Source organism: Paenibacillus sp. Root52 (assembly GCF_001426865.1).
Lineage (GTDB): Bacteria > Bacillota > Bacilli > Paenibacillales > Paenibacillaceae > Paenibacillus.
The window spans coordinates 1-13,795 of sequence record NZ_LMFO01000021.1 but is presented as its reverse complement, the minus strand read 5'-3'; the positions used below and the strand labels follow the sequence as shown (position 1 = coordinate 13,795).

General features: G+C 44.0%; 12 protein-coding genes and 1 tRNA gene. 2 read left to right on the top strand and 11 right to left on the bottom strand.

From position 1 onward, the window contains the following. Positions 1 to 17 precede the first annotated feature (17 nt). Positions 18 to 2,357 (bottom strand): PAS domain S-box protein, encoded by a 2,340-nt coding sequence (locus ASD24_RS17305; protein ID WP_056698091.1) that lies wholly within the window; start codon positions 2,355 to 2,357, stop codon positions 18 to 20. A 334-nt stretch (positions 2,358 to 2,691) separates the two neighbouring features. Between ASD24_RS17305 and tadA the strand changes: the two genes are divergently transcribed. Together tadA and ASD24_RS17295 are read left to right on the top strand one after the other, a co-directional pair. Beyond that, entirely contained in the window at positions 2,692 to 3,192 is a 501-nt protein-coding gene (gene tadA / locus ASD24_RS17300) for a tRNA adenosine(34) deaminase TadA (RefSeq protein ID WP_056698088.1), read from the top strand. Positions 3,193 to 3,214: 22 nt separating this feature from the next. Beyond that, entirely contained in the window at positions 3,215 to 3,802 is a 588-nt protein-coding gene (locus ASD24_RS17295) for a GNAT family N-acetyltransferase (protein ID WP_235540638.1), read from the top strand. Between the two features lie 361 nt (positions 3,803 to 4,163). Here the strand turns inward: ASD24_RS17295 and ASD24_RS17290 are convergent, their stop codons facing one another. From ASD24_RS17290 to guaB, 10 genes are all read right to left on the bottom strand, one after another. Continuing rightward, a complete protein-coding gene (locus tag ASD24_RS17290) occupies positions 4,164 to 5,258 on the bottom strand; it encodes a hypothetical protein (RefSeq protein WP_056698081.1) in 1,095 nt (364 codons plus the stop codon). Between the two features lie 267 nt (positions 5,259 to 5,525). Next, the gene (locus tag ASD24_RS17285; protein ID WP_056698079.1) at positions 5,526 to 5,678 is read right to left on the bottom strand and encodes a small acid-soluble spore protein P; all 153 of its coding nucleotides are present in this window, start codon (positions 5,676 to 5,678) and stop codon (positions 5,526 to 5,528) included. Positions 5,679 to 5,702: 24 nt separating this feature from the next. Next, entirely contained in the window at positions 5,703 to 5,879 is a 177-nt protein-coding gene (locus ASD24_RS30765) for a hypothetical protein (RefSeq protein WP_200956168.1), read from the bottom strand. Positions 5,880 to 5,905: 26 nt separating this feature from the next. After that, positions 5,906 to 6,247, bottom strand: coding sequence for a hypothetical protein (locus ASD24_RS17280; protein ID WP_056698076.1), 342 nt, complete (start codon positions 6,245 to 6,247; stop codon positions 5,906 to 5,908). 297 nt (positions 6,248 to 6,544) lie between these two features. Then, a tRNA-Ser gene (locus ASD24_RS17275) sits at positions 6,545 to 6,633 on the bottom strand. 246 nt (positions 6,634 to 6,879) lie between these two features. Further along, entirely contained in the window at positions 6,880 to 8,163 is a 1,284-nt protein-coding gene (serS, locus tag ASD24_RS17270; protein WP_056698072.1) for a serine--tRNA ligase, read from the bottom strand. A gap of 260 nt (positions 8,164 to 8,423) precedes the next feature. Next, positions 8,424 to 9,014: a pyridoxal 5'-phosphate synthase glutaminase subunit PdxT gene (gene pdxT, locus ASD24_RS17265; RefSeq protein WP_056698069.1), complete on the bottom strand. Its 591-nt coding sequence runs from the start codon at positions 9,012 to 9,014 to the stop codon at positions 8,424 to 8,426. A gap of 17 nt (positions 9,015 to 9,031) precedes the next feature. Next, entirely contained in the window at positions 9,032 to 9,913 is an 882-nt protein-coding gene (gene pdxS / locus ASD24_RS17260) for a pyridoxal 5'-phosphate synthase lyase subunit PdxS (RefSeq protein ID WP_056698065.1), read from the bottom strand. Between the two features lie 216 nt (positions 9,914 to 10,129). Beyond that, entirely contained in the window at positions 10,130 to 11,503 is a 1,374-nt protein-coding gene (locus tag ASD24_RS17255) for a D-alanyl-D-alanine carboxypeptidase family protein (RefSeq protein WP_056698181.1), read from the bottom strand. A gap of 436 nt (positions 11,504 to 11,939) precedes the next feature. After that, positions 11,940 to 13,397 carry an IMP dehydrogenase gene (gene guaB, locus ASD24_RS17250; protein WP_056698062.1) on the bottom strand — a complete coding sequence of 486 codons (1,458 nt, stop codon included), beginning with the start codon at positions 13,395 to 13,397 and terminating at the stop codon, positions 11,940 to 11,942. Positions 13,398 to 13,795: the final 398 nt, after the last annotated feature.

The window sequence follows — 13,795 nt, the reverse complement described above, 5'->3', positions numbered from 1 at the left end:
AGGTCATCTCACCTCATCTAGTTCTCTTCGTCTGTAGGGGGCTGCTCCGTGCTGTTATCGTCTTCTGCCTGCTCTGGCAACTTATCCGAAGCCGGAAGATCAATAATAACCGTTGTCCCCTTGTTCATGACACTTCTAATATCCATCATGCCCTTATGTGATTGAATGATGCGCTGACTGACCATCAGACCAAGCCCCGTTCCCGACTCTTTGTTGGTAAAGAACGGTTCGCCTAGCTTCGGCATCATCTCTTCAGGAATACCAATTCCTTCGTCCTTGATCTCAATCCTTACTCGATTCAGTTCTTCCTCATGGTGAAGACGAATTTGAATACTTCCTCCATTAGGCATGGCCTCCATACCATTTTTGAGCAGGTTAATAAACACCTGCTTCAATTGGTTCTCTTCACAGTGTACCATAGCAGAATCGGAAGAGGCACTTAGCACAAATTCTACACCATGCAGATGCGCTTGGCTATCGAGCAGTGAGATCACATCTCCAAGGATAAAACGGATATCCCGATCTTGAAAATGAACCGCCTGTGGCTTCGCCAAGATCAGGAACTCACCAACAATGAGATTGATCCGATCTAGCTCTGACAGCATTAAGTCCAGATGGCGATGATTGAGCTTGTTCGTCTGCTGTTGAAGTTGAAGGAACCCACGCAACGTGGTTAGCGGATTCCGAATTTCGTGCGCAACGCCGGCAGCCAATTGTCCTACAGTCGTTAACTTCTCAGAACGTCTCAGCAGCTCTTCCATTCGGTTACGACTTGTGATGTCTCGCGATACACTGATCAGTGCTGTGATCTCGCCCTCTTCGTCTCGAACAGGAGCAGTACTTACACTGACTTCTACACGAGTTCCATCCTTCTTCATCCAAGTCGTTTCATTAGAGGTGATTGACATACCCTCAATTAACTGAGCATGCTGCTCACGTCGTTCCTCTTCTGCCTCTGGAGGGATGATCTTCAAGGTGCGCCCTTCTACTTCACGGCTACGCCAGCCGTATAGCTGCTCAAAAGCACGGTTTACCCGAAGCACATTTCCATCCAGATCCGTAATATGAATCGCATCCGCAGTCTGATTAATAATCGATTCTAGATGCTCTTTGACTGCGCGGTTCTCTTCATACATCTGCTTGAGGCGATTCGTATAATGACCAAGATTGCGAATCATGGCATTAATTCGGTTGGCGAGCTGTCCGAGCTCATCCTTCCTTTTCACTTTCAGACGGAAATCGAAATGCCCATCAACGACATCATTTACTTTGCCTAATATCAGTTGAATTGGACGTGTAATATATCCTGCGAGCAGATAACTGCCGAAGATTACAATCTCAAGCAATACAAGGGAGATCGAGGCATGGCTGACCAACTGCTCTGACACCATGGAAGATATCTGCTTATAGTCCATGACAATTCCGATTACATAGGACGATTGATTAGGAGTAAAAATAGGAATAAAACTCTTTAACACTTTTTGATCATGTGTTTCGCTGACAAAAGAAACGTTCTGTCCCGTACGAATAGCTTTCACCACCGCACGGTGATCCTCTTCTGTTGTGCCATATTGATATGTTCCGAACCTGATTGGTTTGTTATTCAACTTGCTAAAGTTACTATCTCTTCCGTCATCGTTCATACTTGGACCACCAAAGGTTAAAGGATTAATACCTGTAATCTCAAGAATAGAAGGATTAACTTCGCGAATTTTGTTCAAAATCTCATCTGGACCAGAGATCTTCACATAGTCATCAACTTCGGCATTATTATAGAAGGGATTGATTATGTAGTTCCTCTTCCCATCATGGTAGTAGCCCCAAATATCAATATCTGACGGACTGGATGTCGAATACTCGAATCCATCTGACCAGAAATGATCCAGCGCTTGCCCTTGGGGAATGGTGACCTGATGCTTTTCGAACAATTGCTTGAAGGCCTGATACCAATACGTCATGGATTTTGTGGAAAGTCCAATCTCCCGCGGATCGGAAGAACGGGTTACAACGATATCATCCTCGGTCTGTTCCATGAGCGATATGTGGGACACGCCGACCTTTTTGCTCACACGTACAAGGTCTTCATTTGTGATATTATTAATATCCGGATCTAGTTCTTCTGCAGCCATAACCGAAGCAAGCCACAGATTACTACCAATCTGGCGTTTTACATATTCTGAACTATACTGATTCTGTTCGACAGAAATCGCGATCTGTTTAGCAGTCAGCACCATTTTATTTTCGCTGTCCTGTCTAAGATTTTCCTCTGTAGTATAATAACTCAGTGCAATATTCAGCACCAAAATAACGAGCACTGAACACGACATAATCATGGATAATTTCGTTTTTATAGACAACTTTTTGTTCACCTCTCGGCTTGTACCCTTTGGCGATATATGGCAAAACCTATATCCATCATAACGGTTGTATGTGGTTTTGAAAAGGATATTTGACCATAGTCCAAAAGTTACCGTTTAGCTAAAAAGCTCGAAATTTATTGTTTTTTCGCTTTTTCCATGTCTACAATTAAATAAGTCACAAAAACTATACACAAATCCACAGGGTTGTGGATAGTATGTTTATAACTATGTGAGCAACTCCTTAGTTATCCACAGACTTATACACAACATGTTAACAACCCGAATATTTGTTCGCTGAATAAACCGTTTTTGAAAGGGGATTTTAACTGTAATGAATGATATTTCCTCCCATATTGATCTTTCCCACCTTCCGGAAGATGCTAGGCACGAGTACTGGATGCGGGAAGCCATTGCTGAGGCACAAAAAGCGGAGGCGCTTGGGGAAGTTCCTATTGGGGCTGTCATCGTGCAGAATAACCGGATCGTCGGGCGTGGATATAATCTGCGAGAAACAACGCTGGATTCGACAGCTCATGCAGAAATGGTCGCTATTCGTCAGGCCAGTGAAACGATTGGAGCTTGGCGACTGCTGGATTGCAGTCTGTATGTTACGCTTGAGCCTTGCCCGATGTGTGCGGGCGCGATCGTACAATCACGCGTTCCACGTGTAATCTACGGCACGGCTGATCCAAAGGCCGGATGTGCAGGAACATTGATGAACCTGTTGCAGGAGCCGAGGTTTAATCATCGAACAGATGTCATCCCGGATGTACTCCAGCCTGAATGCTCCACCATGCTCACTCAATTTTTCCGACGTTTACGTAAAAAATAAAGGCTTTATCCACTTTGAAAGGATGTGCAACGTAATTATGGCACTAACCCTATACGACACACCTCACGGTATCAGTCTTCGTTTATTAACATCAGAAGATACACAGGCCTATCTAGATCTGATTCAGATTACACGCATCCCCTATCAATCTGTAGAGCCTATACGAGAGGATGAGTTCTATACGCTGGAAGCCCAGACTAGACGCATACAGGATCGAATGAAGGCTTCTGAAGAAGGAACCGGGTATCAGTTCGGGATTTATACAATCCAGGACAGCACTCTCATTGGACAAGTTAGCCTAAACAATGTTGTCCACGGTGTCGCCAACTATGCAGATATGGGTTACTTCATACACCCCGACTATCAAGGGGGCGGACGAATGACTGCTGCTGTGAAATTGGCTGTAGCCTACGCATTTCGTGCTCTGAAGCTGAATCGTGTACAAGCCGCCATTCTGCCTTCTAATCAAGGATCACAACGTGTGCTTGAGAAGAACGGCTTTCAAGCAGAAGGTATTGCACGTAAATATCTTAAGATTAATGGGCAATATCAAGACCATCAGATATACGCTGTTCTCGTTGATGATCTGCATGAACAATTATCCGACTAGTCGCTCACCAATATAGTCCGTTTCCATCCAAACACTACATCACCCCGAGAAATAGGCATGTAACACAAAACCGCATCACCCCAAAAAAGGGAGTTGTGCGGTTTTTCTTTACATCATAGATCATTTGTACTTTATTTTGTAGACATGAACATTCTTCACAGCTTTTAGCCCTTTCCATACTTCGCTTTTCTCCCACTCATCCGCTACAGCAGGTAGAGATGAATCCTCCATACTGAAGTTCCTAAAAGGAGATAGTCTGTATAGACTGTTACACTCATTTCATGCAAAAAAACCGCCTATATTCAAAGCGGAAAACGTTCTTCCGTTTGATTATAAGCGGTCTTGTGAGATTGCGTAGGTATTAGTAACCGTAAGAAGAATTCATCAGTTCTTCGAGTTCTTGCATTGTAATCACGTTATCACCAGTTGGAATGTTGATTTTAAACGCTGGTTTTTCGTTGATTTTAGTGTACGTATTCGAACCTGTGAAGGCCAATTTAACTTCATCCTTGGTGTCCGGTTGTTTGATCAGCAGATCAGCATCCACTTTTTGATAAACGGGGAAGTCTTGTTTATCCAAGGCAAAGTCAATGTTGAATTTATTGATTGTGAGCGTTTCTTTCAATTTATCCAGATCTTTGGACATTTCAGCTTGATCAGCCTCAGTGATCTTCAGATCTTCCTTCGCTCTATCAATATCTTCTTGGCTTAATTGCAGCATTTCGCGATATTCCTCTTTGGACAAGATGTCCATTACTTTAGGCAATGCTTTCGTTACCAGTACAGTAACAGCTTCTTTTACATTGTCATTCGTAACTGAGAATTGCACGACTTGTTTAGCATCTACTTCTTCAGGAAGTGCTGCATCTTTCACAGCAATGTTTTTGAAGAATTTCTCTTGATCATATTCGCCCAATACCGCATCCATCACTTCGTTGCTGAGCTTCTGTGTTTTTGCAGCATCCATAGCTTGCGGATTGAACTCAGTTCCTTCTTGTTCAGCCAGTTCCTTCAGGTCGATCTCCACAAATTTGTTAACGATCGTTTCTGGAATAGGGAAGAATGGAACATTTGGTACCTTAACATAGAGCTTCTCTGCTGTCATAACCATTGGGATATTGAACGTCATGCCCATATCACCTTTGAGCTCAATGCCAAGCGTCATTTCCGTTTGCATAGGCTCACTTTGGTAAACGCCTGTCACGTTCAACTGAGCGTCTTTCAGCATACTCATAAACTGGGTCATGGTTGGATCACCTTGTGACTCTGCTCCAGGTTTATAGCTCAGATCATTAATTGTAAAGTTGGAACTCATTTCATACGAAGTCAGTTTAGAAGCATTGGACGCAGCCGTCTTCAAAGCCTCTTTTGGTTCTTGCTTCGTACCACATGCTGTTAATGCCATAGACACGGTCAACAACATTGTAAGTAGAAGCGCCCCCATGCGTTTCTTCATTTGTTTCTCTCCTCTCGTGATAACCCCAAAAAAATAATTCAACATCAATGATATACCATTTATTCTGAAACGGAAACACGATTTGGGAAATTTGTGATCTTTCTTCTGCAAATTGGCTACAAAGACCTATGTCTGATTTCAATGGTAGCGGTTCACAACGTCTATATATGTACGAATACGCAAAAAAATCCGGCTTTACCCACCGGACTTTTTTGGCGTTACTGTTATTTATCAAGTAGTACAGACCCTATTTTACTTACAGCACGTTTAACCCTCAGGGTTCAAGTGATCAACATGATTTTGGTTTTTCACCTTTTTGGAACCCGATAATGGCTCTTGCATGGAAGATCCCTTAGAAGGTTGTCTATGCTGTTTAGACGGTTGTGCTTCAGGTACAGGGACAGCTTTAGGTTTGCTCATGGTGTTCTGTTCCCCCTTTTAAAATTAGGAATGAGATGGATTCATGTCTTTCGTTTTATCATGATTCAGTGAATCTTGATGTCGACGGTCATTCACTTCCTGCTGGATTTGCTGCGCATGGTGGCTGTTGACAGCCGTTTGCTCAAGGTCTGCAGCTACGTTTTGTAGATTTTTGTCCACTCCCGCTTTGGCTTTACTCACTCGAATCACTCCTTCCCCATTTAAGGTTATGGTCTGGTTCTAGATTGTAACGATTGAGCACATTCATGAATGTGCCGAGTGTAGTCGTGAGCAAGCTCCTGAATCGGCTCTGTTCGCTCATCCGTTGACTGTCCATCCCGTTCGACATCGACTAATTGCACGTTGACCTCCCGGGAATCTACATAAGCGCATTTGAAGTCAAAAGAGTACATTTGGTGCCCAGCAGTCGCAATGTGAATACGAATGGCCTGCTCATCGGCTTCGTCTGCCATAACTCGTGCTTGATCGCCAACATTCAGGACTTCGGGTAATCGCTCTTGCCAAGCGCCAACAAGCTCTGATTGATTGATGTTTAACTCGCGGTTCATCTTACCACCTCCACTTCTATAAAGTGCGGCGATGAAGATGTTTTTATGCATCTCGTCTCTGCTTGATTTCACATTTCCACATGAATCCATAGCAAACCTATTCAACCGTCAATAACAGCCTATAACCACTGCATATTTGGCCAATCCGTTCATATTCAAGATGAAACTCAGAGTGACACGACCTATCTGCACCAGCTACGCCACGCTTAACGCTAACGGATCTGAACAGCCAGTTCCCTTTAATAAAATCAAAAAAGGACTTGAGCATCAGCTCAAATCCTTGTTATTAATGTAGTATGGCGGAGAGGGTGGGATTCGAACCCACGTGGAGTTGCCCCCTAACGGTTTTCAAGACCGCCCCGTTATGACCGCTTCGGTACCTCTCCAGGGAAAAAACATTTTATAAACTTGCCACAAGAAATATCATAACATAATGTTGAGCATTATAGCAAGCTTTTTAAACAATATTTTTATAATTTATTTTAAATTCAATTTATATCCTTGATCTGCTTCAAATTAGAGCCAGGCTCTCGTTCGTTTAAAAATAGAACCCGCCATCCTCTCGATGACGGGTTCATTACTATTTGTGATTTCAATCTGATCTCACGCTTTAGAATATAACATTCCAGGTTCTATGCACGACGTGCAATGACACTGATTCCACCCATATAAGGGCGAAGAATCTCTGGAATTACGACTGTGCCATCTTCCTGTTGATAGTTTTCCAAGATCGCAGCTACTGTACGTCCAACAGCAAGACCTGAACCATTCAGTGTGTGCACAAATTCCGGCTTCGCTTTTGGTTCTCTACGGAAACGAATATTTGCCCGACGTGCTTGGAAATCCTCACAGTTAGAACATGAAGAAATCTCACGGTATGTGTCACTTTCCGGCAACCATACTTCAATATCATAAGTTTTCGCTGATGTGAATCCCATATCGGCTGTACATAGCGTAAGAACACGGTATGGAAGTTCCAACAATTGCAGCACACGCTCTGCATTTTGTGTCATTTTCTCCAATTCCTCATAAGAAGTTTCTGGAGAAGAGAGTTTCAGCAATTCTACTTTATTGAACTGATGCTGGCGAATCAGACCACGCGTATCGCGCCCAGCTGAACCTGCTTCTGAACGGAAACATGAGCTGTATGCCACAAAATGTTTCGGCAGATCCTCCATATTCAGAATCTCTTCGCGATGATAGTTCGTTACCGGAACTTCGGCAGTTGGAATCAGGTAATACTCTGTATCTTTCAGCTTGAACAAGTCTTCTTCAAACTTAGGCAGTTGTCCTGTACCAAACAGACTGTCCCGGTTCACGATATAAGGAGGCAGAATCTCTTCATAACCATGCTGATCACTGTGCAGATCCATCATGAAGTTAATCAGAGCTCGTTCCAGACGAGCACCAAGTCCTTTGTAAAATGTAAAACGGGAACCCGTTACCTTAGCTGCTGCTTCAAAATCAAGGATATCGAGATCCTGAGCAATTTCCCAGTGCGCTTTTGGTGTGAAAGAAAATGATTTAGGTTCTGCGTAGCGGCGAACTTCCACATTGTCCTCTTCGGAAGCTCCAACAGGTACACTCTCATTCGGAATGTTTGGGATCGCCATTGTCAGCTCATTAATCTTCGCTTCCAACTCACGAACTTCTTCATCCATTGCTTTGATTCGATCGGAAACCTCACGCATCTCGACGATGAGATCGTCTGCGTTCTCCCGATTTTTCTTCAGGCGTGCTACTTCTCCTGATACTGTATTTCGACGACCTTTTAACGTTTCATTCTCTTGCAGCAACTCTCTGCGTTTAGTATCCATTTCAGTAAATCCAGCAATGAGATCTAGTGACTTGCCGCGATTCGTTAATGCTTCTTCTACGCGTGCGTACTCATTCCGCAATATCTTCACATCAAGCATCGATTACCCCTCCTAATAGCCCCACAAATGTAGATTCTGATATGTAGATCAGTAATGCCTTTGTGAGCCTGTATCTTTCATCATTCGTTAACACTAAAAACAACCCATGAACCTCGGAAGACACCCTATGCTGCGATTCCCGCTTTGGAAGCAGATACGGGCAACATCAGGCATCCGATTAGATGCAACCCCTACAGCCACTCTCTGGAGTGATTGTAGGAGCGATCTGTTTCCGGGCAATCATAGGTTGTTCATCGTTGCTATAGATTCTGCACAGACGCTTTATATGACCGAGCCATGTCTACGAAGTAAGCATGCAAGCGGTAGTCGTCCGTCAATTCAGGATGGTAAGAACAAGCCAGCAAATGACCCTGACGTGCTGTTACAATTTCATCCTTGTATGTGGAAAGAACCTCAACCTGTTCTCCTACACTTTCAATTAAAGGAGCCCGTATGAATACAGCCCTCACCGTTTCTTCAATACCCTTGACTGGCAAATCTGTCTCAAAGCTTTCTCTCTGCCGTCCAAAAGCATTACGGGATACGGTCATATCCATCAGTTCCAAATGAGCCTCTTCCTGACCTGCAATATGCTTAGCCATTACAATCAACCCTGCGCATGTACCAAAAACCGGTTTACCTGCTGCAGCAAATTCACGAATAGCTTCCATAAAGCCATATTTACGCATCAGTTTACCAATTGTAGTGCTCTCACCACCAGGAAGAATCAACCCATCCAACTCATCCAGTTGCTCGATGTTTTTGATGGCAACTCCCTCTGCCCCAGCTTGCTCAACACTACGGATATGCTCCGTTACTGCGCCCTGAAGTGCTAAAACGCCGATCTTCATCTGCAATTCCCCTTCTCTTACCAGCCGCGATCCTGCATACGCTCAGAAGGCGAAAGCTTGGAAATCTCGATACCTTTCATTGGTGCTCCGAGGTTTTTGGAAACTTCAGCAATCAGTTTGTAATCCGTATAGTGCGTTGTTGCTTCTACGATGGCGCGAGCGAATTTCTCAGGGCTGTCCGATTTGAAAATCCCTGAACCTACGAATACGCCATCAGCGCCCAGGTGCATCATAAGCGCTGCATCCGCAGGAGTAGCTACACCACCCGCTGCAAAGTTAACTACAGGCAGCTTACCATTCTCATGTACGTCAAGCAGTAGCTCATAGGCAACACCCAGGTTTTTCGCTTCAGCATACAACTCATCCTTGGACATGTTCGTAACTTTGCGAATCTGGCTGTTAATGAAACGCATATGACGAACAGCTTCAACGATATTTCCTGTTCCCGGTTCACCTTTCGTACGAATCATGGAAGCTCCTTCACCAATACGGCGCAATGCTTCCCCAAGGTCCTTAGCTCCACATACAAACGGTACAGTGAACTCATGCTTATCAATATGGAATACTTCATCCGCAGGAGTTAGCACTTCACTCTCATCCAGATAGTCTACCCCGAGTGATTCTAGAACTTTGGCTTCAACATAGTGTCCAATCCGAGCTTTTGCCATGACTGGAATAGTTACAACTTTCATCACTTCTTCGACAATTGTTGGATCCGCCATACGAGCCACTCCACCAGCCGCACGAATATCAGAAGGAACACGTTCTAAAGCCATAACCGCCGTAGCACCTGCTGCTTCAGCGATTTTAGCTTGCTCTGCATTCATAACGTCCATGATGACGCCACCTTTTTGCATTTCAGCCATACCTCTTTTAACGCGCGATGTTCCTGTTTCCATATTCCAAGCCCCCCGTAATGTATGTGCTGCTCTTACCCCTATGGCGAATGTGAATTCACCATACTAGGGCAGAAGAACATTTAGACTTTTTACTGATTCATACGTAGAATTCTAACTTGATATTTTACCGGAAAAATTGTAAATATACAATGCATCCAGTCGGAATTAATTGCAATTTGTCATGGTTAAGAAGATGACCTTCAGTTCAGGCATAAACTAGAACAAGTTTTTGATTCCATCAAACAGATCAACGAAGAAATCCTTCACAGCACGGAAGAATAGACGGAACCAGCCACCCTTCTCTGCTTCTTCTGCGGTAATGAGATTCACCGTTTTCTCCTGAGGTTCAATGCCGTCCGTTTTGTAGCTATAAGTTACCGTTCCAACTTTAGTTCCTGCTTTGATTGGTGCAACTAGCTTGTCTGCTTCGGTGATATTCGCTTTAAACGTCACATCCAGGTTTTGCGTTCCTTTAGGGACAACAAAACTTACAGCATTATCTGTAACAACAGGTACCGTTGTCTCTGCACCTTTTTTCAGTGGTACAGCTTCCCAACCAGTAACCTTTGTTTTAGCAGCAACAGCCTGTTTTACTTCAAAGTTGTTAAATCCGAAGTCCAGTACCTTCTTCGTTTCCTTGAAACGCGCAGATTCTGAAGTTGTACCCATGACTACACTGATCAGACGCATACCATCACGCTCAGCTGTACCCGTGAAGTTGTTTCCTGCGTTTGTGGTGTGGCCTGTTTTCATTCCATCCAGACCTTCATAAGCATAGCTTTTGAAATTGGTTATATTTTTATTCTCTTCCAACATCCAGTTATAGTTGATAATTGGTGCTTTATCATTTGGACGGAATTTATAGGATTGAATTGTAGTGAAATCTTTGTAATCCGGGTGATCCATAATAATATATCTACATAGAATCGCCGCATCATTTGCTGACATCATGGTTTCTTTGTCTTCATCCGGGCGGAATTTTGCAGGCATATCCGCACGGTCAAGACCTGACGAGTTAATGAAAAAGGTATCTTTCATTCCCATCCGTTTTGCTTCTTCATTCATCATTTTGACAAATGCTTCTTCGGAGCCGGCAACGTGTTCAGCCAAAGCAACGGTAGCATCGTTGGCCGATCCAACTGCCATCGCGATATAGAGCTCTTTGACAGTATGCTGATCCCCTTCTGCCAGGAAAATGCGCGAGCCAATGCTTTTTGCTGCGTTCTCTTTAACAGTAACAACATCATCCCAACTAAGTCTGCCTTGCTTCACTTCTTCAGCCACAATATACTCTGTCATCATCTTAGTCATGCTTGCGGGCGGCTTTGCTTCGTCTGCATTTACAGAGAGGAGGACCTGACCCGTTGATGCTTCCATCAGTACGGCATTCTTAACTTCAAGCCCTAATTCATCGACACCCGGGATCTTAACTGTTTTTTCGGTTTTTGTCGTCGTTGCTGCTGCCGTAAGGACTTGCCCTGAATCGTTTGCTGCTGCCATGACAGGCATTACCGCAGACAGGCATAGCATATTAATCAGCATCACCGAGGCAACGCTTTTTTTGAGCATTTGGCGTTTCTTTTTGTTCATTGTTTTGACTTTCAAGATGAATACTCCCTTCAAATCCGAAGCTTTCCGTTCTATGCTTCAGTGCAGCTTAAGCTGCGATATTTTCTAATTCCCCGTCATGTGTGTTAAATCCATGTGTAACCTTGTTTTAATGCGCTATATCGAATGAGCATGTGCTTGCCCTGAATTTCAATATTGACTGTCATTTCATCAGCATGAACTCTCATGTTTATGTAGATGGTCGTCCGCGCTTCTATCTAGCGGGTCAACCTATGTATGTTCACCAACCGGATCAGGTGTCATTTCCATAGATTCACGTCAAAAAATCGCCGCAACGCCCTAATCCATTAAAGAATCGTCACCGCTTGTTCTATTCTATCACAGGGGTATCCGCAAAAAAAGACAGACCCGGCGAAAATCGCCAAGCCTGTCTTGGAAATAGTTAACTCTCTTCCGATTACAACGAGTAGTTAGGTGCCTCTTTTGTAATCTGTACATCATGTGGGTGACTCTCCCGCAAACCTGCACCGGTAATGCGGATGAAATGTGTATCATTACGAAGATGATCCAAGCTGCTTGTTCCACAGTAACCCATACCAGAACGCAGACCACCAATCAGTTGATGAATCGTATCAGACAAAGGACCTTTATATGCTACACGACCCTCGATTCCTTCCGGAACAAGTTTCTTATCATCATCTTGGAAGTAACGATCCTTACTTCCTTGTTTCATCGCACTCATTGAACCCATACCACGGTATACCTTGAAGCGACGTCCCTGATAGATCTCAGATTCGCCTGGGCTTTCTTCTGTACCTGCAAACAAGCTTCCCAGCATAACGGCATGAGCGCCTGCTGCAAGAGCCTTCGTGATTTCACCGGAGTACTTAATACCACCATCGGCAATAATCGGAATTCCATACTCACGTGCTACAGTTGCACAATCGTATACAGCCGTTACCTGAGGAACGCCAATCCCTGCGATAACACGAGTTGTACAGATAGAACCAGGACCGATACCTACTTTTACTACAGAAGCACCTGCTTCGATTAGATCACGTGTTGCTTCACCAGTTGCTACGTTACCTGCAACAATCGTAAGGTTCGGGAAACGCTCGCGCAGTTGACGGACTGCATCAATAATATTGATGTGATGACCGTGAGCGGAGTCTACAGTGATTAGATCAACGCCTGCTTGTACGAGTGCATCAGCACGTTCAAATGTATCTTTCGAAATACCAATTGCCGCACCTACCAAGAGACGACCTTGTGCATCTTTGGCTGCATTCGGGAATTGAATTGCTTTTTCAATATCTTTAATTGTAATGAGACCTTTCAATGTGTTGGACTCATCTACCAATGGAAGCTTCTCGATTTTATGCTTCTGCAGAATACCTTCTGCTTCTTGCAACGTAGTGCCTACAGGAGCAGTTACCAGGTTCTCACGAGTCATTACTTCGCTGATTTTAATGCCATAATCATGGATGAAACGCAAGTCACGGTTAGTCAGAATACCAACCAGCTTCTGTTCACCCTCAACGATAGGTACACCGGAGATACGGTACTTCGCCATAACGGCTTCTGCATCAGATACCAGGTGTTCCGCTGTCAGTGAGAATGGGTTCGTAATAACGCCGCTTTCCGAGCGTTTAACACGATCCACTTCCTCTGCTTGTTGCTCAACAGACATATTTTTATGAATAATCCCGATGCCGCCTTCACGAGCAATAGCAATTGCCAATGTTGCTTCTGTAACGGTATCCATACCCGCACTGATCAATGGAATATTCAGTTTTACACTATCGCTCAAACGTACAGATACATCTACTTCTTTAGGTAGTGTCTCGGATTTCCGTGGCACCAGCAATACATCGTCGAAGGTCAAGCCTTCCTTACCAAATTTATCTTCCCACACGCGGGTGTTCCTCCTTATGTTTGCTCAGCTTTACGGTCCAAAACCCGAAGATCCTAGGCTGTATTTTACGCCGAAAATGCGTTTTCTGAAAAATTTATTATTGCCATCTTAGCAAAGCGATATTTAGCCTGTCAAGGGAAAGTGACTGGTTATATCAGGTGTACTGCCTGATGCATACAAGTGTATTTCTTGTGTGGACAAAGTGTAGATATGACAAAAACACCATTCATTCTTAAATGGCGACATCTTAGGAAAATATAGGCGTGATCTGAGTACATCATTTATGGTTATTAACGGGTTATAAACAAATAAAAACCACCACCGAATAACATCGGCAGTGGTTCTTTGCTTGGCGGCGTCCTACTCTCCCAGGACCCTGCGGTCCAAGTACCATCGGC